This is a genomic window from Veillonella tobetsuensis, from assembly GCF_002959935.1.
In the GTDB taxonomy this organism is placed as follows: Bacteria; Bacillota; Negativicutes; order Veillonellales; family Veillonellaceae; genus Veillonella; species Veillonella tobetsuensis.
Window position 1 is genome coordinate 1 of the sequence record NZ_PPDF01000014.1, and the last position, 22599, is coordinate 22599.

Sequence of the window (22599 nt, forward strand, 5' to 3'; positions counted from 1 at the left end):
TTGTACGCCGAATAGGCATGACTAAACCCCCAGTTAAACTGGGGGTCGGTAAAAAATTCTTAGAGAAAAGGAAAGAACCTCCTAGTGGTAAAATGAAGTTGGTCTGGCAACCACAACATTTCAACATAGGAGGTTCAATGTCAATGAATGACGTAAAAAGCTTATCACATAGTAAATGGAGATGTAAATATCATATTGTTTTTGCACCAAAGTATAGAAGACAAATAATTTATGGTCGGATAAAAGCTGATGTAGGTAAAATTTTAAGAGATTTATGTAATAGAAAAAATGTAGAGATTATAGAGGCAGAATGCTGTCCGGATCATATTCATATGTTAGTAACGATTCCACCACATTTAAGTGTATCAAGTTTTATGGGATATTTAAAAAGCAAAAGTAGCCTCATGATATTCGATAAACACGCAAATTTAAAATATAAGTATGGAAATAGACATTTCTGGTGTAGAGGATATTATGTGGATACAGTGGGAAGATACGAAGGAGCGATAAAAGAGTATATTCGCAATCAATTACAAGAAGATATAGCACAAGATACATTAAACTTTAAAGAATATACCGACCCGTTTACGGGTGAGCCGGTAAAATAGGCAAAATAAAAGCCCCCGAGTAGGGGGCAGCCAGTGGTAATAGAGTGGTTGTCAGATCATTCAAAGCCCTCTTTAGAGGGCTACCACTAGAGAAAGACCCTTATAGGGTCAGAGCAAACCACCCGTTCTACGGGTGGTTATGATTTATATAAAACTTCATCTAATATTTATGTAAAAATATTGCATTTTGATACATACAGGTGTATAATAATTTTCATCGACAAATAAATATACATAATTTATGAATAAAAATATAAATATGAGGGCAAGACAATGAAAGAATTTAGACAATTAACAGTAGCAGATACAGCAGAATATCATAAGGTTTTAATCGACGGTTATGCAGCTATCAAAGACTTTCCAATTACCTTTGATGCTATAGACTTTACGGAAGAAGAGTCAAAAGAGTGGATAGAAAATTATCCTGTATATGGCTTGTATATCGATGGGCAATTAGTAAGTTCCATTACATTCTGTATGCCTTGGGTTAAATACTCTACACCTGATAAATATCCACATATTGCACATTTTGTAACAGCGCCAGCTTTCAAAGGAAAAGGCTATGCGCGGGAAACACTAGGGTATGCAGAGGAACTATTAAAGAATCAATTTAAGACTCATTCAGTTACGCTTGGTACTGCTAAAGAACATCCGTGGTTGCCTAAGATGTATGAGTCATTTGGTTTCAAAGCATATGATCAAGTTCATTTTAGAGGGAAACAACACACTACAGTATTGTTTAAAAAAGATTTGTTATAGTAACCGTATAGGCTTCTACGTGTATCTATAGGATACCTTAATATTACAACTATACCTTGCATATAAATTTAATTGATATATCAATCTATTTGGTTGAGTATTAAATAGGTTTAATGTGCAAGGTTTTCTTTTTTATTGCTTATGCAGGAGTTTGGCTATCAGATATCTAATATATACTATGTAGTGTATCTATGTGTCAGAAGCAGATCATAGATATTTTTTGAAAGGATGTGACACTATGTTAGTTTTGTCTGGTATTTTGGTGATGGTTATCGGTTTGATGCTTCGCTTTAATGCCTTGTTAGTTGTTGTTGCAGCAGGTTTTGCAACGGGTCTTGCAGCTGGCCTTAGCATAAATGATATCGTTGGTGCTATCGGTGAGGCTTTTATTAAAAATCGTTATATGTCATTATTTATTTTGATTTTGCCTGTAATTGGTATTATGGAACGTCATGGTTTGCGTGAACGAGCAGAAATTTTAATTGGTAAGATTCATGCCGCTACAGCAGGTCGCATTTTCATGATTTACCTATTTGTCCGTCAAGTGACAGTGGCATTAGGGATTAGTATGTCAGGTGTTGTAGCCATGGTTCGGCCACTCATTGCACCAATGAGTGAGGCCGCAGTAGCACAAGGTCGTCCTATCTCTCAACGTACACTTGATAAAATTCGTGGTGTAGCAGCGTCCTCTGATAACATAGGCAATTTCTTTGGTCAAAATTTATTTTTGGCTGCCGGTGGATTACTTTTAATTAAAGGCGTTATGGAGCAACTAGGTTATACTGTAGAACTTACCGATATGGTGCTTTATGGACTGCCAACAGCAATCTGTGCGTATGTGGTTAGTGTCATTCGTTTCTTTATCTTTGACAAAACAATTCAATCCTATATGGCACAGGACGAAGCAGATATGAAAGCTGGTAAACTGGTACCTAATGAGCTAAATATTCTAGTAACACCAGAAGACCTAGAGAAGGAGGGGAAATAAAATGATGGAACTATTAAATCAAATGAAACCCTTAGATTATGTATACCTTCTCGTAGGGATTATTTTATTCATATTCTCGATTCTATCTTTCCTTGATAAAGAGCACAAACATCGTATTGGTACAGGATTATTCTGGCTTATATACAGTGTATCTTTTATTTTTGGCTCCTACTTGTCTAAAGAAATCAATGGCTGGCTCGTAATGGTTATGGCCGGTATTGTTTTAATCAAACAACTGGGTAAAGGTGCTTACTTTGAATCTCCTATCGACTTTAAGAAACTTGAAGCGTTACGCATTGGTAATGTAATTTTCATTCCGGCGTTAATGGTAGGTATCATTACTTTTATTATTGGTTTCTTTACTAAACTCGGTGCTCTTGTAGGTCTTGCTATTGCAGCGATTTTCGCAATGTTCGCAGCCCTTTATATTACAAGAGCCAATGTTAAACAAGGTTTCCATGAAGGCCGTCGTCTTATCGATGCCATCGGTTGGACTGCTATTTTGTCCCAATTGTTAGCCGCTCTTGGCTATTTATTCAACCTTGCAGGGGTAGGCAAGATTATTTCTAGTGCTGTTGCAAGCATTGTGCCTGCAGATAATGTATTCCTTATCGTTGTAGCCTATTGTATCGGTATGGCATTATTTACAATGATTATGGGTAATGCCTTTGCAGCATTTGCGATGATCACAAGTGCTATCGGCGTTCCTATGCTTGTAGTTGCTCATGGCGCTAACCCTGCTATCATTGGACCTATTGCGATGCTTGCTGGTTATTGTGGCACTTTGATGACACCTATGGCTGCGAACTTTAACATCGTTCCTGTAGCGCTTCTTGAAATGAAAGATGCGTACGGCGTTATTAAAGCACAAATTCCTGTTGCTGTAGTTATGCTTGTATTGAACATTTTATTAATGTACTATTTCCTTTAATCCATAAGTGTACACAACATCATTGTATGTTGTTATGAGGTACTAGAATGAAAACAATTTTAATTACAGGTTTTGATCCTTTTGGTGGTGAAAGTGTTAATCCTGCGTGGGAAGCAGTAAAAACAATGGAAGGCTATACAGATGGGGACTACAAGGTGGTCACTCAAATGGTGCCAACCGTACGTTATAAATCTGTAGAAACTGCTATAGCAGCAGCTGAACAATGCAAACCTGAGTATATTCTCTGTGTAGGTCAAGCCGGTGGTCGCCCAGATATTACGATTGAACGTGTTGCTATTAACTGCGATGATTTCCGTATTGCAGATAATGAAGGCAACCAACCAGTTGATGAACCTGTTGTGGCCGATGGTCCAAGTGCATACTTTGCAACACTTCCTATCAAGAACATAGTGAATGCATTGCACCAAGCAGGCGTTCCTGCAAAGGTGTCCAACACAGCGGGTACATTCGTATGTAATCACATTATGTATGGCGTATTGCACTATGCAGCTCAAAAGGGCGGTATCAAGGTGGGTTTTATGCACATTCCGTACTTGCCAGCACAAGTAGTGAATAAGCCAGATCAACCGAGCATGGCCGTTGAAACAGTACGTGCTACACTAGAAACAATCGTTCACGTATTAGCTCATGGTGAAAGCTACGAAGCACAAAACATTACATATACAACTCCACATGAATAAGGTGTTGTAGTTTGTTATATACTAAGAGGCTGTCAAATGACAGCCTCTTTTGCTATGTATGTAATTATTATTGTTTTGGTATATGAGGGTGAGTAAAATTAATATATTTTCCATCCAGTAGGTCTATAAAATAAGCCGCCCTTTGTTGGATATAGGATTCTAATAGATCTAATTTTTTATCTGTTAATATGTCAGATGGAAGGCGATTAAATGTAAAATCCAGTAATGGGGTTAACATAGATCGATGTGAGTCATGAAGATATAATTTTGCTAGTGTATCAAAGGAGAGACCCCAGAAACTTATATCTTTTATAGCGTTTAAATCTGAGTATTCATCGTCAGTTATATTGTAGAATAATGAATTGCCATGATCGAATAAAGGTGCAGGCCCCAGAATACGATTGCTTTTATTATTGATGAGAACACCAAAATTATTGAGGTGCCTATCAGTATTATGTATGAGCGCATCAAACACCATCATATCGGAAAATGGCATAATACCGTATAGGCTAGCTATATCGTATTGTTTATCATACAACATGAGTTCATCCCGAGACATCGCTTCATCTAAGAGCCCAGATATAGGCATATATCCAATCTGTTCTGACGTGAATAGAGGACACGCACTAACTAGTTGGTCGTGGAATGTAGTGAGTTTATATTCCACATGTGCTAATCCCATAGCGGCCGCAATCTGGCTAGCATATACTTCACTGAGTGCCTCAAGTCCACCATTAGCGTAGCGAGGGGTTGACCCTTTGTATAAATAGATGACGTCATTTTCGCGATGCCAACACTTACGGAGCATACCATTCGTAGTGTACTCTGGTGTTGTAACAATTCCTTTTATGTGACTATCTTCGCCGGTGAAAGCAATGCTTGCTACAATTTCGCTAAATGGATTGTTGTATAAATTAACATCTGACCATGAAACTGAAGAACTCATTGGTTTTACCCAGAACGTATCATTTAAGGATAGGCCGTAGGTTATATCTAAATACCGATAGGGATTTTCTGTGTCGGAAATAGCATCTAATAAACTCTCGACGAATGTACGGTTATTTGGTACCTTACGCTGTAATAGCCAGTTTTTTAACCCTTTTACAGTAGGTTGCATATTCAATGGCAATGCCACATTATCTATGATTGTTAAATCGGTAATATTCATGTGAACTAATGCGGTTAAATTGATAATCTCTTCATGCCTCTCAATGCGAAACTGCAACACAGGAACATCCTTGTTGAGTAATATATAGTCCATGAAAACCCTCCTTTCCTTTGTGTCTTATATATGCTCATTATAGCATAAGAAAAAACCTTTCTATGGATGTAGTTACAACTCAGATTATCTGAGTTTATTAGCTTTTAGATTGGATGCTATAATAAACAATATAAAGTTGTTTATGGAGAGTAATGATAATGTATGAAATTGTAAATGAATCTAATTTAACAATAGCATTTGATATGGATACAGAGTTATCTCAATTTGGTGTGTTTGGCATATATATTAAACGGGGTTATAATATCTGTGCTGGGTACATTGACCCTAGTGACTGGTCAGGGATTCGTATTGGTTATAAAGAATTAGTTGACTTGTATGAAAACTGCAAAGGAGAAGCAACCTTTACATATATTCTGACGGGAGAAGGGGATACGCTAAAATTCTCGTTAGACCAAAAGGGTGTTTTGACAATGGATGTTAATATCTGTACCACTTGGAATTACAAATGTAATATGACGATTGAAAGTTTAGATCAAACGTATTTACCAAAATTCATTACATTTTTCAAGGAACTTTTAGAACGAGAGCCAAAATAAAAAGAGTCGCATCTAAGGATGCGACTCTTTTTCTGTACCCAGTTTCTATATACAATTATTTTTTAACAACTTTAAGATCTACAGGGATTTTAGCTTCTACAGCTTCGCCTTTGATAACTTTTTGAGCTGTATCGATAGCAATTTTACCCATTTGGTCTGGTTGTTGAGCAATTGTTGCAGCCAATGTACCGTCTTTAACAGCTTTGTCTGCGTCAGCAGTACCGTCGAAGCCTACGATGAAGATTGTTTTGCCTGCGGATTTAGCTGCTTGGATAGCACCCAATGCCATTTCGTCGTTATGAGCGAAGATAGCTTGTACATCAGGGTTAGCTTGCAAGATATTTGTTGCTACGTTCAAACCTTTTGTACGGTCGAAGTCAGCACTTTGTTTTGCTACTACTGTTAAGTCTTTGTCCGCTACGTTGTGGAAACCTTGGCCACGTTCACGAGTTGCGGAAGCACCAGGGATACCTTCGATTTCAGCTACTTTTGCAGCTTTGCCTACTTTATCAACGATAAGTTGTGCAGCCATTTCGCCGCCTTTTACGTTATCGGAAGCGATGTGAGCAACTACTTTGCCTTTATCAGCAGAACGGTCAACAGTGATTACAGGAATGTTTTTAGCATTTGCTGCTTCTACGGAAGTAGAGATAGCTGCAGAGTCTACAGGGTTAATGATCAATACAGAAACGCCGCTTTCAAGCAAGTCAGAAATATCGTTTGCTTGTTTTGCAGGATCGTTTTGAGCATCAACGATTTTAACTTTAAGACCAAGCGCTTTAGCTTGAGCCTCAACGCCTTCTTTCATAGTTACGAAGAATGGGTTGTTCAATGTGGAAACAGAGAAGCCGATAGTGCCGGATTTTTTGTCGCCGCCGTTATCAGCGCTTTTACCACAGCCTGCTACAAGACCGATAACCATAACGGCCATCGCCAATAGTAACAATAGTTTTTTCATAGGAACCTCCTAGGCTTTCTTACGGTCTGCAAGAACAGCCAGTAAAATAACAATACCTTTTACAACTTGTTGATAGAAACTGGAAACGTCGAGAATATTTAACCCGTTGTTGAGGGTACCAATAATTAGGGCACCAATTAATGTGCCAACGATATGACCACGACCACCAGCAAGGCTTGTACCGCCAAGAACTACGGCTGCGATAGCATCAAGTTCGTAGCCTGCACCTGCTGTAGGTTGTGCAGAGTTAAGACGAGAAGTGATGATTGCACCAGCGATACCACAGAGCATACCAGTTAAGGCATACACGAAGATTTTAACGCGGTCAATCTTGATACCAGCAATGTAACTAACCTTTTCGCTACCACCTACGGCGTATGTTTTACGGCCTAAGGATGTGCGGCTCAATACAAACCAGAGGGCGATGAAAGCTAGGAACATTGTGATGGCTGGAACTGGAAGGCCTGCAATATCCCCTTGGCCAAAGCCGTGGAATAGAGGATCTTGAGTAAGACCGGAGATTGGGTTACCGTCTGTGAATACCAAAGTGGCACCACGGTAGATGGTCATGGTCGCTAAGGTAGCGATAAATGGAGCTACGCGGCCATAGGTAATAACGAGACCGTTAATACCGCCTAATACTAGGCCAGCACCGGCAGCTAATACGATAGCCAATACAGGGTCAGTACCAGTTACGATGAGGTTGGCCATCACTGCACTAGAGAGGGCGAGGATGGAACCAACGGATAAGTCGATACCGCCTGTTAAGATGACGAACGTCATACCAAAGGCGATGATCGCATTGATGGATACTTGGCGTAATAAGTTACGCAAGTTAGAGAATTCAAGGAAACTGTCGTTCATGACAGAGATAATGATAAATAATAGGATGAGGCCGATGAGGGGGCCTAATTTTTTTATATACTGTAGAGCTTTGCTGTCCATTATTGTCCTCCTGTGGCTAATGTCATAATCGATTCTGGTGTTGCATCGCAGCGGTCCAAGATACCTGCTATGCGACCTTCATGAATGACCATAACGCGGTCGCTCATGCCTAGCACTTCAGGTAACTCAGAGGACACCATGATAATGGACACACCATCGTTCGTTAATTCGTTCATTAAATCATAAATATCACGTTTGGCACCGATGTCGATACCGCGTGTCGGTTCGTCCATGATGATAATGGATGGCTTTTTACCTACCCATTTAGCGATAACCACCTTTTGTTGGTTACCACCAGATAGGGACGATGCCGGTTCGTGAATAGATTGTGTTTTAACGCCTAGCTTTTTAGACAATTCGTCAGCAAAGGAATTGAGCTTGCCCTTATCCAGTACATTAGATGGACAAATGTCGCCAAGGTTCGGCAATGTAATATTGGAACCGATGGAGAAATCGAGGATCAAGCCTTCGCTTTTTCTATTTTCTGTGATGAAAGCAATGCCAGCTTTGATGGCATCTTCTGGTTTTTTACAGTTCAGAACGGAGCCGTTAACTGTTACGGTACCGCCATTGTGTTTATCTACACCGAAGATAGCGCGCATAATTTCTGTACGGCCCGCGCCCATGAGACCTGCTACGCCGAGGATTTCGCCTTTGCGTAAGGAGAAGGAAATGTCGTTGTCGAAACCTTCTGGTTTGAGGTTATCAACGCTCATCACAACTTCGCCAGGCGTTGTAGTACGAGCAGGGTAGAACTCGTCGATAGAACGACCTACCATGTGGCGTACCACTTCATCTACAGAAATCTCAGCAGTTGGTTTTGTAATGATGGTGTGACCATCACGCATAACTGTGATCGTGTCGCATTCGCTAAATACCTCTTCCATACGGTGAGAGATATATACAATAGCCACGCCGCGTGCTTTCATTTTGCGCATCATTTTGAACAATGTCGTCGTTTCACGCTCTGTAAGGGCTGCTGTCGGTTCGTCCATGATGACAACCTTGGCATCTAACATCAAGATACGAAGGATTTCTGTCATCTGTTGGTGACCGACGGAGCAAAGGCCTGCTTCCGTTGTAAGCGGCAATTCGATGCCTAGTTCGCGGCACGTATTTTGTGCTTCTTCGAGCATCGCCTTTTTATCGAGCATACCGAATTTATTGCGCTTCGGTCTCATTAAATATAGATTTTCTAACAATGTTAGATTTGGCCAAATGTTGAGCTCTTGGTGGATGAAAGCCACACCGTTTAGCTCGGCCTCTCTCGGGTTCGGGAAGGTGCGCTCTACGCCGTCGATGGTGATTTTACCAGCGTCTGCCTTGTGAATGCCTGTAAGGATATTCATAAGGGTGGACTTGCCGGCGCCGTTTTCGCCCATCAAGGCGTGAACCTCGCCCTCTTTGAGGGTAATACTTACATCGCGCAGTACTTGGTTCGTACCAAATGCCTTTGCAATGCCAGACATAACAATTTCCATAACTACTCCTATATGACTTGTGAAAGTATCTCTTAATCTATTGCTCTAGGGACGATCGCTGAAAATACAATCGGCGCGCAAGATAATGTTCGCATACGGAGATGCTTCACCAGTTCTAATAATGCATTTGCATTGTTTTGTTGCTTCTTTGAAAGCTTCATGGCTCGTTTCAATCCATTCGTATTGATTGGATGGGAAGGTAGACTCCAAGAAGTCATAAGCTTCAGGATTATGTTCCTTAATTTCCTTTGCCACATGAACTGCTTCAGATTTCATATGCTTAGCGATGATGGATACCACTTGCTCGAAGCTTGGTACACCAAAATCTAAGGCTAAGTCAATCTTTTGAACCCCTTCAGGTACTGGTAATCCGCAGTCGGAGATACAAATTGTATCTGTGTGACCTAAATCAGCAAGTACCTTAGCAATATGGCTATTTAAAATGCCGTATCGTTGCATAATAAACTCCTTAATATATTTATGATAAGAATGTGTCGACCTCATCCTTCGTAGGCATACCACCTTGGGCGCCCAAACGTTGGATGGAGAGGGCCGCAGCTGCGTTACCGTAGTACAATGCGTCGGCTAAGCTTTTACCATTGACGATAGCTGTTGCGAAGGCTCCGTTGAAGGTATCGCCTGCGCCTGTTGTATCTACTGGTTCTACCTTGAAACCAGATACGGTGTGGATTTCGCCGTTGTCGGCATAGCCCACGCCTTTACTGCCAAGAGTAACGATGATTTTGTTTTCGTTTGCTAACAATGTTTCCTCTGTAGATTGGTTAGGGTAGAGGGCAGATAACTCATGCTCGTTTGGCGTAATATAGGTTGCCAATTCTAACCATTCAGGATTGAGGTCCGCCGCTGGAGCCGGATTTAAGAGGACCTTCACATTAGCCTGGTGACAACGACGAACGATATATTCGATGGTTGGAATAGGAATCTCATTTTGCACCATTACAAGATCTGCTTGTTCGATAGCGGACCAAGCATTATCTACGACAGATTGGTCCACCTTAGCATTAGCACCTGCAATAACAATAATACTGTTATCGCCTTCAGCCAATGTGATGTGGGCTGTGCCAGTTGTAGTATTTGGAACCGTAACGATGTAGTCTGTATTGATATGATTTTCTTTTAGGTTATCCATAATCATTTGGCCGTATGCATCTTCGCCGGTACAACCTACCATAGTAACCTCTGCGCCTAGACGAGCAGCAGCTACCGCTTGGTTGGCACCTTTGCCGCCGTGAGCGATGTGCAATTCGTTGCCCATAATGGTTTCGCCTGCAGTAGGGCGTTTGTCCGCAAGGACCACAATATCCATGTTGCAACTACCAATAACAACAATGCGATTCATATTAACTCCTTATATACCTATTAGTGTATCTTAATCTTATATTAGTATAGCGTAAATAACGCGGTTTATCTACATAAATAAGGATAAATTATGGGAATTAAAAAACGGTATACACTTTCTGGACATGAAAATGTATACCGAATGTATTTTATAGTTTTATAAACCGTTAAGGATATTAATGTAATCTTGTCGTTGATCCACTATAGAGAGTAAGTAAATAGTTTTAGTTTCTTCTACAACTGTATAGAATATAATGATTTTATTTAAAATTAGCATACGAAAATCATTGTCTTTAAGATTTCTGATTTTAGGGGTAGTACCCATATATGGATGTAATTGAAGATTTAAAATAGCTGTTTGAATATTATCTTTAACTTGTAGTGCCGTCTCTTTAGAGAATTGCATAGCCACATAGAGTATCTGCTGATGTAACTCTTTATTGAATTTTTCTGTATGAATACTGGTGTAAGTTTTTATGGTCATTATCTTACTCCATTTGTTCTAACATTTTATCGATGCTATTAAAAGCTTCTTCTACGGTAGTAGTTCGACCATGAATAATATCATTTTGTCCTTCAATTAGTGATGATAGTAATTCGATTTTTGCTTTTAACATATTATATGTGTTATATCCTAAGCTGACAGTATCACCACGACCATTTACGGTAATTATGGCTGCCTCATCTTTTAGTTGTAAGGTCTTAGATATTTCAGGATACTTATTTCGTAAATCTGATGATGGACGAATTGTTTCACGTAAGATGCCCATATTTATCTCCTTATAATTTACAAGATTTCTATTTCTAATTTACATACTGTAATTATATCATTTAAACATTATAATTACAGTATATTTTTATATTGAAGTATCAATGATAGTACCTCGATATAAAAATAAAAGACTATCTTTCTATTCGGGATAAGAAAAGAAAGATAGTCTTTGCATCCTATAAAAACGATGGTTTATCGTAGTGTGTACCTGGTTCACCAACACCAATGCTAGCACGGCTGAATGGTGTTTCGTCCTCAGCGTGTAGGATATCATAGACGGCTTTTGCCACAGCTTCTCGTGTAACTTGTGCGTCGTTGAAGGGTTCACCTTCAGGGATGAATTCGTAATTTGTGTTTTCCATATCGTTATAGAGCCAAGGAAGACGCAAAATAGTGTAGTTCAAGTTGGATTCACGCAATACATTGCGTGCTTGGCGTTCGCCTTGTACGTAGCTGATTGGTAGTCTGTCGAAGGTCCATTTTTCCAATTCTTTTGGGAATTCACCGGCAAGGCCTGCGATAGATAAGCCGATGATACGGCGTACATTTTGGCGAGAAAGGGCTTTCACAATGGCAGCCACATCGCTACCAGTTTCCATTGCACTGAGGAATACGACCTCTGAATTTTTTACTGCTTCCTCTAATTTTTTAGGGTTTTGAAAGGAGCCTTCGATAACGGTTATGCGATTATGTTCCAAAATTTCTGGATGAATACGGGAGCTCAATTGACGACCATATAAAGTAATGTGCATATCTGTATATGTTAATAACGTCGCCGTTAAGCGTTGTGCGATTTGGCCCGCAGCGCCTAAGATTGTAATGTATTTGTACATATAGACCTCCTATGTCCGAGCGTAAGTAATACATCGCATTATATCACAACTATGTGACGAGAAAGTGAGAATGGTATGTATAGTGAGGTTACAATTTATTCGTTTATATAATGCTGTAAAATTTATTGTTGAATTTACATGATAATTTAACTACAATAATAATAAGATATTTGAAAAATGAGTGTTATATTACTAAAGTTTCTTGGAGGTGATAGTATGCCGAATATAAAACCTATTTCAGATTTACGCAATTATTCAGAAGTGTTACGTGATGTTGCTATAGATAGTCCCGTATTCTTAACTAAAAATGGTAGAGGACGATATGCAATTATGGATATTCAAGATTATGAACGTGTGATGGCTACGATAAAACTTATGGGCGCTTTAGAGGCAGGTCGTAAATCTGGTGAAGAACAAGGATGGATTTCATCAGAGCAACTAAAGCGTGAATTGGGGATTTAATTATGGATAATCAAATTAGCTATGCACCAAAAGCCCGAGAAGATTTACTTGAAATAAAATCTTTTATAGAAGAAGAAACCGGTGATATTGAGTTAGCTAGGAAAACTGTTTCGGATATAGTGACTACGAATGATTCGTTGCGTGTTTTTCCAGAAATGGGACAGCAATTATTGATTAATCTAGGAAGTAAAATTGAATACAGATATTTACTTTGTCATAATTATTTAAGTTTTTACCGTTATTTTGACCAGACTATCTATATTGACAGAATATTAAACAGTAGACGTGATTATCTTAGAATATTATTAGATGAAGTCCATTAGTTCTTAAAAGCACTATCGTTAATAGATGGTGCTTTTTGTTATGGGCTTGATATAACATAAAATGATTTTAATAGTAACATGAAGATGCATGGATATTCTTTATAATTGAGATAAATTATGATTTAATGATATAAAAGCTAGATTTTATTTAATCTTAATTCGTAATTGAAAGAGAGAAGATATTCATTACAAAATTAATTGGAGGAAATTAATATGAAGTTTCTAGATCATTTGAATGATGCTGTAAAAGACGTAAAAGAATTAGCCAAATCTAAGGCTAGTGTTGTAAAAGACCTTACTGCTGATGCAGCACAAGACATTAAAGTGCTTGTAAAAGAGAAAGCAGAAGATGTTAAAGCTAAATCTGCTGATGCGGCGCAAGATATTAAAGTGCTAGTAAAAGAAAAAGCTGGAGATGTTAAGGCCAAATCTGCTGATGCAGCACATGAAGTAAATGAATTAGTAAAGGCTAAGTCTGCTGTTGTAGCAAAAGATCTTGAAGTTACCCTCAAGGAGAAGGCAGAAGAGTTAAAACAAAAGGCTAAAGAAGTAAAAGATATAACTGCTGATGCGGCTAAAGATATTACAGAAACTGTTAAAGAAAAATCCGCAGGGGCAGCCAAAGAAATTAGAGAAAAAGTTGCTGAAACAACAGAAGCTAAAGAAAAGGCTGAAGAGCCTAGCGAAGAATCTGTTACAGAGAGTGAAAAGAAGGCTGAATAATTTTTTATGTTATGAGTTGTAGGAAATTAAATATATCTATAATGCTATTGCTTAAAGAAGAATTTAGTTTTGGTAGATAAGGTGTAATATGGTCCTATGTCTTTATGAGATGTTGGACCATTTATTTTAATTAAATAAAAATGGTTTTTAAAAACCGCTTGACAGATAATTTTTGAAATGGTATTATTAAACCAAGATAAGACTCCTGGATTCCAGGAGTTAAAAAATAATGTTTGTTAGATTGGTATGCTTAAACCAAATTAAGGGCTCCTAGAGAAATGGAGCAAAATTTTTTACAGTAATTTGTAACGGTTTATAAAAACCAGAATGGAGGTTCTCTTGGAACACACAATTACGAATCTAAAAAAAATGTATCTTGATACTCAAGATAAGGTGCAAGAATTTAAACGTGCTTGGAATGATATTCACTTCACAAATAGTCGTGAAAGACATGATATTAATGTTATGGCAGCATTAATTTATTTCTATAAACAAAACGAAAGTGATTTTAATTTGTTAGATGCGTATTTCAGTTCAAATAAAATTAAGAACTGGGACTTTCAAAATATGGTGAAAGCTTATATTGGAGAGACATATGTTCAAAAGTTTATTGCTGATAATGCGTATTTAGATGATACTTTTCTGTTAGGTGTTGCATTATTTTATGATACACATAACTTAATTCGAGATGATGGCGTTAGAGAAGATAATGAATCTCTTAATACTCTATTAGAAGAACTATTAGATTGTAATAGTTTTAAAGAACTCTCTCTTTTACAAGGTAATGCAAACCCAGGTCGTATTTTAATAGATATGGTAAGTAAACCACATTTATTAAACTATATGGCATATGCTGTACAGCCTGATTTAATGGTTATTTTACAATTACGAGCTTTATTACTTGAAAATATTCAAGAAAACTTGAAGTTAAAAGGTATTGTTACCCCACGAGAAATCGCCGAAGAAGAATTATTTGATCGGATTTTAACAATCCCTACTTGGAAGCCTTCTACTAGAGTTATGGAAAGATTTCCAGACAGATCATTCTTGACTGAATTAGGATTATCAGAACCTAAATTTACTGATGGTGAGTGGCATGAAATTCTATTTGCTTTCAGCAAATTAAAGCAAACAGGTAAAATGGTTGTCTTAGTTACTAATTCAGCGTTAGCAAATAATCCTACTGTAAAAATAAGACAATTTCTAGTTGAAAATGGTAATATCGAATCCATTATTGAATTGCCTGATCGCTTACTAGAGAATGTAGGTATTGAACTTTATGCAGTCGTACTATCACACGGCAATAAAGGCATTAAATTCTTAGATGCTAGCCAAGCCTATACAGAACAGCGTCGTAAGAAAAATATAGATGTAGATATTGTATTAGAAAATTTAGGTAATCCAGATATCTGTACATTTGAAAGTATCGAATCTATTGCTAGGGAAGACTACAATTTATTACCTAAACGATATACGTTAAAAACTAATATTATTGATGGTGTACCTTTAGGTGAAATCTGTAGTATTAATCGGGGATTAGTTATTTCTTCTAAAGAATTAGATGATTTTGTTACAGATAAAGATACAGGTGTTCGGTATTTGTACACAAAAGATGCTGATGGTGATGCTGTAGATTATTCACAAAGCCCATTCATTGATGTGGAAAAACTTAAAAGAAAGTTCACACTTTTAGATAATGATACTTGGCTATTGGGGAGAACATCACCATTTAGATCTAACATGCTTTATGTAGAAGGTAATGATAAATTGATTGCAAATGGTAATCAATTCTCTATTACCATCTTACCTAAATATAAAAATCAATATTTGTTACCATACCTAGCACTTTACTTTAACAGTAAAGCTGGTCGTGAACAAATAGAACGTTTTGCAGTAGGGCAATTGATCAAGTCTTTGGCTATTAAAGATTTGAAGTCACTACAAATACCTAAAGTTTCTATTGAACGTCAACGAGAAGTTGTTGAACATATACGAACTATAGAAGATGATATTAAAACTACAAAAGAAAAGCTAGAATCACTAAAACGTGAAAAAGAATTAATTGTAGAGGAGGAATTCAATTGGTAACGCAAGTAAATATGATGAATGATGCATCCTTATTGGGTGATGCGATTAAATACATTACAGAAGAACTTACACAGGCTTTTAAAAACAATAACTTAAAAACTGTTTTAACGAAATATCACTATCCAGATTTAACACGAACTATGGTTGATGATTCGATTGGCTCTCCAGACGGTAAAATTCTTATCATCGGTGAAACGAATTGTAAGGTGAAGGATCTCGAAGGTATCTTTAATGCAATGGGATTAAGAGGCCGCGTAGAATGTCATACTGATTACGAAGATATCCAACGTTATCAGTTTAATAACCTTATGTATAACGATAAGTATAGACTAATCATAGTTGGTCCAATGCCACACTCTACCTATGGCAAGGATGATTTCAGTAGTGTTATTAATCGCATGGAAAATACTGAGGGATTTCCTTTGGTAAGACGTGCTACTGCTAATGGTGGATTGAAAATCACAAAAACCAATATTAAACAAATCCTTCAAGAAGAATTGGAATCTGGATTTTTAGCAGCGTAGATATCAATATGATAGTACTTGGTATAAAGTACGGTATATTTATGAGCTGAGCATATGTAATATGTATAAGATGGTATAATTAAATTGATTAATTTACCTATCTAGATTTTTAGGGGAGATAGTAATATGGCTAAGAAGAAGGCTAGTGAGAAAGTTTTAAATATAGATAATATCCTATTTAATTGTAGGGATATATTGCGTGCTGCACGTAATTCGGGATCATTCTTTGAAAAAAGAGATATGATGTTGACCTTAATATTTTTAAGGTTTATTGGTGAAAAATATGAGGATGGCATTGAAAACCTTCGTAAAGTGTTGATTGATCAAGGTCTTGATCCAGATGATGAGAATATTCGTACTGCTTTTTTTGAGGATGCTACATTTGCGGATGGTACATATAATCTTTCCAAAGAAGCTAGATGGTCTACAATTATTAATACTCCTGCACCAGAACTAAATGTTGCGTTGGATACTGCACTTCATAGTATTGCCTTTGAGTCTAAAGATTTGAAGGGATGCTTTATTGAAGGGACTTTTACTACTAGAAATCTTGCACCTAATGATATAAAAAAATTGGTGGATGAGGTTAATAAAATTAGTCATAAAGTTTTTGGTGAAGAGAAAGATCTAATTGGTCGTGTATATGAGTATTTCCTCAAGGAATTTGCTGTAAATGCAACTAAAGAAGAAGGGGAGTTTTATACTCCACATGATGTGGTACAGTTGATTGCTGCTTTAATAGAACCATACGAAGGGACTTTATATGATCCTGCTTGTGGCTCTGGTGGCATGTTTATCCAGAGTGCTGAACTTGTTAAAGCTCGCCAAGGTGATATAAACCGTATTAATATATATGGTCAAGAGAAAGACGCTGCTACATATCGCTTGGCAAAGATGAATCTAGCTTTGCGAGGGTTGAGTCATCATTTAGGGGATACAAATGACTCTTCCTTTACACATGACTTACATAAAGGATTGTATTTTGACTATATAATGGCAAATCCACCTTTTAATCTTAAGGGTTGGTATGACGAAAACTTAAAAGCTGATGCTCGATGGAGTGATTATGGAATTCCTCCTGAAAGTAATGCTAACTATGCTTGGATTTTACATATACTTTCTCATTTAAAATCTGCAAATGGTGTGGCAGGATTTCTTTTAGCTAATGGTGCGCTTAATGATAGTGATACTTTAGAGATTCGGAAAAAATTAATTCAAAATGATAAAGTGGAAGCGATTATTGTGCTTCCGAGAGAATTATTTATTACTACTGATATTAGTGTTACATTATGGATTTTAAATCAAAATAAAAAAGGTGGAAAATTCCAAGGTCGTATTCTTCGTAATCGTGAACATGAAATACTATTTATGGATTTACGTCAATGGCGAGAAAACTCCGTTAAGGGTGAAAGTAAAAAGAAAGTTCGTCTTGATGAGAGTCAAATCGCTCATGCTACAAATATTTACCATACCTGGCAGGCTGATGGCACAGATGGTATTAATTATGCAGAATCAGAGTTGTATCGTAGTGTAGATATTTCAGAAATTGAAAATAAGAATTGGGCATTAATACCTAGCAAATATATTGAGTTCATTGATCATGATTTAGATATTGATTATGAGACGGAAATGAGACGTATTCAAAATGAGATAAAATTAATTTTAGAGCAAGAAAAAGAATCTCAAAAGATGTTAGAAAATGCATTTAGGGGGATTGGGTATAATGTTAAATAAGCAAAAATTAGGCTCTTTTCTTTCTCTTTGTAATCAAACTAATGAAGAGCTATTGTATGGATTAGGATGTGTGAGAGGGGTATCTGTTAATAAGAATTTTATAACTACAAAAGCTAATATGGTAGGCGTATCTCTAAAGCCATATCTGATTATTAATCCAAATGAGTTTGTTTATGTAGCTGATACATCAAGGCGTGGAGATAAGATTGCAATAGCTAGAAATACTTCTAATGAGGTGTATATTTGCTCATCAGCATATACAGTTTTTAAAGTTTCAGAACCAAGTAAGTTGCTACCTGAATATCTATCTTTATTATTTGAACGTGCGGAATTTGACCGTTATGCAAGATATAATTCTTGGGGAAGTGCACGAGAAACGTTTGACTGGCAAACTTTTTGTGATTATGAAATAGAGTTACCTCCAATTTCCATTCAACAAAAGTATGTTGATATTTATAAGGCAATACATAAGAATCAACAATGTTATGAGAGAGGATTAAACGATCTTAAGTTAACATGTGATGCTTATATAGAAAACTTAAGACATTCAATGGTGTCTGAGGAGATTGGTAATTATATAGTTAGAAAAAATGACAAAAATACTGATAATAAAATAAAAACTGTTTTAGGCTTAAGTACTTCAAAAGAGTTTAGAGTTCCTCAAAGTAGAGTTAACAAAAAAGATCTTGAAGGATATAAGATAGTTAATCCATTTGAATTTGCATTTGTTCCAACTACTGATACATGGAAGGTGTTAGCTTTCGCTATTAATACTTATAATGAACCTATAGTTGTATCACCTATTTATGAAGTGTTTTCGGTTTGTACTGAAAAGTTATTACCTGAGTATTTAGCATTATGGTTAAGTCGAGAGGAGTTTGATAGATATGCTAGATACCACTCTTGGGGGTCTGCTAGAGAAAACTTTTCTTGGGAAGCAATGGGTGAAGTTCAAATTCCAGTTCCTGATATTGATGTGCAGCAGAGTATAGTAGATATTTATAAGGCATATAATATTCGTAAAGAGATTAATGAAAAGCTAAAAGCTCAATTAAAAGACATATGTCCAATTTTGATTAAAGGCTCTATTGAGGAAGCAAAAAATTGAGGAAATAGTTTATGGGTAAATTAAAAGAATTTAATGGGATTTATTGTGAATCAGATTATGAATATACCTTTATTGAATTGCTAAAACGAGAGGGTTGGAAGTATTTAAGTGGCAAGGCGTTAAAACGGCTAAAGAAAACTGATGTTTTAATCGCAGATGATTTTATAGAATTTATATCCTCAACTAATAAAACTTTGGCTGACGATGAGATTCAACAAATTTTTGATACAGTTCGTTTAGTTGGTAGTGAAAGTGATTTTGAAACATTACATAAGGTATATAACTGGCTTGTAGATGGCATACAATTTACTCCTAATGACGGATTGCCTCAAATGGTTAAGTTGATTGATTTTGAACATCCGGAAAGAAATGTTTTTCGCTTAGTTAATCAGCTTGAGATAGAGTATACTAGCCAAGGCGAGAAGCGGCCTAGAATCCCAGATGTTTTGTTATATGTTAATGGCTTTCCAGTATGTATAACAGAATTAAAGAATCCCACAGATGCTAGGGCGACTATTTATAATGCATGGGAGCAAATTAATATTCGTTATTGGCGTGATATTCCGCACCTTCTACATTATTGCCCTTTAGCATGTATTTCAGATGGTGTAAAAACTAGATTAGGGACTGTACGTACTCCATATGAACACTTTTATGCATGGAGACGAGTGAATGATGGAGATGAGATTACTACTTCACCATTTGCAGAGACCGAAGCAATGATAAAGGGGGTTTATTCACCAAAGCGTTTTTTAGAGTTATTCCGAGATTATATATATTTCCAAGATAGTATCTATGATGCTGAAGAAGTTGAAATTGTCTGTCGGTACCCACAATTTTTTGCAACTAGACGTTTGAAGCAAAGTATCGTGAAATCTGTTGAAGAGAAGAGTGGTAAAGGTGGAACATACTTTGGGGCGACTGGCTGTGGAAAAACCTTTACAATGGCTTTTCTAGCGAGACAACTATCATTAAGATGTACAGATATAGAGGCAATTGGATCTCCGACTATCATACTAATTGTTGACCGAGATGAATTACAGAAGCAAGGTGCTAAACTATTTACGAAGAGTAAAGAATTTTTGAACCTGGGGGAGGTATCGGTTGTTAAAGATCGAGCACATCTTAGACAAGAATTAGGTGCTCGTCAGAGTGGCGGATTTTATATTTGCACTATTCAGAAGTTCTGCGATAGAGAAGAGGATAAAATTGGATTAATAAATGATAGACAAAATATTATCTGTTTTTCTGATGAAGCACATCGAACTCAATTAGAACATGCTAAGAAAATTAGGTTTAGTCACGATACTGACGAGAATATGAAGGCGATGCTTTCAAAACCGTATGCAAAAGTTTTAAGAGAAGCTTTCCCACAAGCCACTTTTGTTGGATTTACAGGAACTCCTATTGCTGAGACTTATCAAACATTTGGGGACGAAATTGATCGATATACGATGGACCAAGCTGTAGCCGATGGCTTGACGGTTTCTATTAAGTATCATCCTCGTATCGCTAAAGTGTTATTTGATACTGAAAAAATAAAAGAAATAGAAGAATACTATAAGAAATGTGCTGATGATGGAGCTACTGTAGAAGATATAGTTGCGAGTAAACGTGCTATGAGCTCTATGGAGGTTATATTAGGTGAACCTTCACGATTAGAACGACTTGCAACGGATATACATGATCACTATACTGCAGCATGTAATAGTGATCCAGAAAGAGTCCAAAAAGCAATGATTGTCTGCTCTAATCGTAAAATAGCATATGATTTACTCACTACTTTTAAAAAGCAATATCCAGAGTGGTTTATAGAGAAAAAATCAGCAGACGGAATAGACGTTACAGAAGAAGAACTGAAGTCTTTAACACCAATGCCATTTATAGCTATGGTTGCCAGTGTGGGAAGTAATGACCCAGAGGAAATGTATGATTATCTTGGGGGCGTTAAAAATCATAAGCGCTCTGAAATGTTGGATATGGCATTTAAACAAGATAAGTCAAATTTTAGAATTGCGATTGTTGTAGATATGTGGATTACAGGGTTTGATGTTCCTACACTTACATATTTATATAATGATAAGCCGTTACAAAAACATTTATTAATACAAACTATCAGTCGTGTTAATAGAAAATATCCTGGTAAGGAATTTGGTATGGTTATTGATTATATCGGCATTCGAAAAAATATGCGTGAGGCAATGAAGATATATGGTGGAGATGTATCCGTTGCACCTACTAGTGACGATGTTGAGCAGGCAACGAATGTATTCAGAGATTATTTGGGCATGTTAAAAGCTCTATTTATTGAGTGTGATTTGACAGTGTTTATAAATCCTCAATCTGATAGTGTAGAGCGATATTGGGCGCTTACTAATGCTGCGGAATATGTTTTTAGTTCGACTACATTGCTAAATGTTGATGGGCTTGGTTCTGTTCAAAAGGTTTCTTTTAAAACGTATTTCTTAAAATTAGTTAAGCGAATGAGAACTGCATATGATATCTGTCAGCCTTCTGGGGAACTTGGTGAAGAAGAGTCTTCATTAGCCCAATGCTTTATGGCGATTGCTGGACTTGTACGTAAAATGAGTGGTACTAGTGATATTGATGCGGATATTATGAATCGCACTGTTGAGAAAATGGTTACAGAGGCTCTACAATATAGTAATGTTGAGAGTGTGCTTGATAATGGTGAGGAAGAAGATATATTTTCACCTGAATATTTTGAAAAACTTTCTGATGTGAAGCTCCCAGCTACAAAGTTGGAAGTTTTAATTAAAATGATCCGTAAAGAAATAAAGGAATATGGTAAAACTAATAGAGTAGCGGCTCAAAGTTTCCAAGAAATGTTGGAGAAAACTATTGAAGAGTATCATGAGCGACGTAAAACGTTATCTGCGGAAGAAGCTAGTGATGCACAAAAACATGCTGTAAATGATATTATAGAAAGCATTACAAAGCAGGCTTTAGAGATCTTACAACAGTTAAATGAGAGCCGCGATAGCTTTAGAAAAATGGGCTTAACTTTTGAAGAAAAAGCATTCTATGATATTCTTATAGCTTTACGTGATCAATATAACTTCGAATATGGTGTAGACGAAGAGCACAATGGAGTGGTTATTAATAATAAATGTAAGATTTTAGCCCAAAAGGTTAAAGAGCTTATTGATACAAAATCCTCCTTTGCTGATTGGTTAAACAATGAAAATGTGCGTAATCAATTAAAGCTTGATATTAAAATTTGTTTAGTAAAGAATGGATACCCTCCTCAATATAGTCCTGAAGTATTTTCTAAGGTAATGGAACAAGTAGAGAACTTTGAAGAGAACTCTAACTTATCTAATATTGATAATATCTTACAATTCCATGACAGAAACCTTCGTTATGCTGAATATGACACTGTAAAAAAAGTAGCAGATGAGGTAATAAAGGATTAAATTGACTTAAGCTTTAGCTGTATATAATATAATCAATATATTCATAT

At 36.8% G+C, this 22599-nt stretch carries 23 protein-coding genes; 14 read left to right on the top strand and 9 right to left on the bottom strand.

The features are described from left to right. Window positions 1-143: 143 nt before the first annotated feature. From tnpA to pcp, 5 genes are all read left to right on the top strand, one after another. Window positions 144-608: an IS200/IS605 family transposase gene (gene tnpA, locus VTHSUH11_RS08805; RefSeq protein WP_005375295.1), complete on the top strand. Its 465-nt coding sequence runs from the start codon at window positions 144-146 to the stop codon at window positions 606-608. Between the two features lie 273 nt (window positions 609-881). Then, on the top strand, window positions 882-1367 hold the full coding sequence (locus VTHSUH11_RS08810; protein WP_105093400.1) for a GNAT family N-acetyltransferase: 486 nt from the start codon (window positions 882-884) through the stop codon (window positions 1365-1367). Window positions 1368-1605: 238 nt separating this feature from the next. Then, window positions 1606-2355 carry a DUF969 domain-containing protein gene (locus VTHSUH11_RS08815; RefSeq protein WP_105093401.1) on the top strand — a complete coding sequence of 250 codons (750 nt, stop codon included), beginning with the start codon at window positions 1606-1608 and terminating at the stop codon, window positions 2353-2355. 1 nt (window position 2356) lies between these two features. Further along, window positions 2357-3286, top strand: coding sequence for a DUF979 domain-containing protein (locus tag VTHSUH11_RS08820; RefSeq protein ID WP_105093402.1), 930 nt, complete (start codon window positions 2357-2359; stop codon window positions 3284-3286). A gap of 47 nt (window positions 3287-3333) precedes the next feature. Further along, window positions 3334-3987 carry a pyroglutamyl-peptidase I gene (gene pcp, locus VTHSUH11_RS08825; protein WP_105093403.1) on the top strand — a complete coding sequence of 218 codons (654 nt, stop codon included), beginning with the start codon at window positions 3334-3336 and terminating at the stop codon, window positions 3985-3987. 67 nt (window positions 3988-4054) lie between these two features. On the opposite strand, the gene VTHSUH11_RS08830 is transcribed toward pcp, so the two are convergent. Next, complete coding sequence (locus tag VTHSUH11_RS08830; RefSeq protein ID WP_105093404.1) at window positions 4055-5248, bottom strand: HipA domain-containing protein; 1194 nt, start codon at window positions 5246-5248, stop codon at window positions 4055-4057. A gap of 158 nt (window positions 5249-5406) precedes the next feature. Between VTHSUH11_RS08830 and VTHSUH11_RS08835 the strand changes: the two genes are divergently transcribed. After that, complete coding sequence (locus VTHSUH11_RS08835; protein ID WP_105093405.1) at window positions 5407-5805, top strand: hypothetical protein; 399 nt, start codon at window positions 5407-5409, stop codon at window positions 5803-5805. A gap of 55 nt (window positions 5806-5860) precedes the next feature. On the opposite strand, the gene rbsB is transcribed toward VTHSUH11_RS08835, so the two are convergent. From rbsB to VTHSUH11_RS08875, 8 genes are all read right to left on the bottom strand, one after another. Continuing rightward, a complete protein-coding gene (gene rbsB / locus VTHSUH11_RS08840; protein WP_105093406.1) occupies window positions 5861-6763 on the bottom strand; it encodes a ribose ABC transporter substrate-binding protein RbsB in 903 nt (300 codons plus the stop codon). Between the two features lie 9 nt (window positions 6764-6772). Next, entirely contained in the window at window positions 6773-7708 is a 936-nt protein-coding gene (locus VTHSUH11_RS08845) for an ABC transporter permease (RefSeq protein ID WP_060925007.1), read from the bottom strand. Next, a complete protein-coding gene (locus VTHSUH11_RS08850; RefSeq protein WP_105093407.1) occupies window positions 7708-9189 on the bottom strand; it encodes a sugar ABC transporter ATP-binding protein in 1482 nt (493 codons plus the stop codon). The genes VTHSUH11_RS08845 and VTHSUH11_RS08850 overlap by 1 nt, the downstream gene beginning before the upstream one ends. A 45-nt stretch (window positions 9190-9234) precedes the next feature. Next, entirely contained in the window at window positions 9235-9648 is a 414-nt protein-coding gene (rbsD, locus tag VTHSUH11_RS08855) for a D-ribose pyranase (protein WP_105093408.1), read from the bottom strand. Window positions 9649-9667: 19 nt separating this feature from the next. Beyond that, on the bottom strand, window positions 9668-10549 hold the full coding sequence (gene rbsK / locus VTHSUH11_RS08860) for a ribokinase (protein WP_105093409.1): 882 nt from the start codon (window positions 10547-10549) through the stop codon (window positions 9668-9670). A gap of 156 nt (window positions 10550-10705) precedes the next feature. Continuing rightward, window positions 10706-11032 carry a type II toxin-antitoxin system RelE/ParE family toxin gene (locus VTHSUH11_RS08865; RefSeq protein WP_105093410.1) on the bottom strand — a complete coding sequence of 109 codons (327 nt, stop codon included), beginning with the start codon at window positions 11030-11032 and terminating at the stop codon, window positions 10706-10708. Between the two features lie 4 nt (window positions 11033-11036). After that, window positions 11037-11318 (bottom strand): type II toxin-antitoxin system Phd/YefM family antitoxin, encoded by a 282-nt coding sequence (locus VTHSUH11_RS08870; RefSeq protein WP_059361318.1) that lies wholly within the window; start codon window positions 11316-11318, stop codon window positions 11037-11039. 178 nt (window positions 11319-11496) lie between these two features. Then, entirely contained in the window at window positions 11497-12153 is a 657-nt protein-coding gene (locus VTHSUH11_RS08875) for an NAD(P)H-binding protein (protein WP_105093411.1), read from the bottom strand. Between the two features lie 216 nt (window positions 12154-12369). On the opposite strand from VTHSUH11_RS08875, the gene VTHSUH11_RS08880 reads away from it, so the two are divergent. The 8 genes from VTHSUH11_RS08880 to VTHSUH11_RS08915 all read left to right on the top strand — a co-directional run bounded on the left by VTHSUH11_RS08880 (window position 12370) and on the right by VTHSUH11_RS08915 (window position 22552). Further along, complete coding sequence (locus VTHSUH11_RS08880) at window positions 12370-12615, top strand: type II toxin-antitoxin system prevent-host-death family antitoxin (protein WP_105093412.1); 246 nt, start codon at window positions 12370-12372, stop codon at window positions 12613-12615. A 2-nt stretch (window positions 12616-12617) separates the two neighbouring features. Next, a complete protein-coding gene (locus VTHSUH11_RS08885; protein WP_105093413.1) occupies window positions 12618-12938 on the top strand; it encodes a type II toxin-antitoxin system RelE/ParE family toxin in 321 nt (106 codons plus the stop codon). 213 nt (window positions 12939-13151) lie between these two features. Beyond that, window positions 13152-13661: a surface exclusion protein gene (locus tag VTHSUH11_RS08890; RefSeq protein ID WP_105093414.1), complete on the top strand. Its 510-nt coding sequence runs from the start codon at window positions 13152-13154 to the stop codon at window positions 13659-13661. Window positions 13662-14000: 339 nt separating this feature from the next. Continuing rightward, window positions 14001-15749 carry an N-6 DNA methylase gene (locus VTHSUH11_RS08895; RefSeq protein WP_181143924.1) on the top strand — a complete coding sequence of 583 codons (1749 nt, stop codon included), beginning with the start codon at window positions 14001-14003 and terminating at the stop codon, window positions 15747-15749. Further along, window positions 15743-16273, top strand: coding sequence for a basic helix-loop-helix domain-containing protein (locus tag VTHSUH11_RS08900; RefSeq protein ID WP_244900011.1), 531 nt, complete (start codon window positions 15743-15745; stop codon window positions 16271-16273). Before VTHSUH11_RS08895 ends, VTHSUH11_RS08900 begins: the two co-directional genes overlap by 7 nt. 126 nt (window positions 16274-16399) lie before the next feature. Then, a complete protein-coding gene (locus VTHSUH11_RS08905) occupies window positions 16400-18007 on the top strand; it encodes a class I SAM-dependent DNA methyltransferase (protein WP_105093416.1) in 1608 nt (535 codons plus the stop codon). Continuing rightward, complete coding sequence (locus VTHSUH11_RS08910) at window positions 17997-19115, top strand: restriction endonuclease subunit S (protein WP_244900012.1); 1119 nt, start codon at window positions 17997-17999, stop codon at window positions 19113-19115. Before VTHSUH11_RS08905 ends, VTHSUH11_RS08910 begins: the two co-directional genes overlap by 11 nt. An 11-nt stretch (window positions 19116-19126) precedes the next feature. Continuing rightward, window positions 19127-22552 (top strand): type I restriction endonuclease subunit R, encoded by a 3426-nt coding sequence (locus VTHSUH11_RS08915; protein ID WP_105093417.1) that lies wholly within the window; start codon window positions 19127-19129, stop codon window positions 22550-22552. The last annotated feature ends 47 nt before the right edge of the window (window positions 22553-22599 follow it).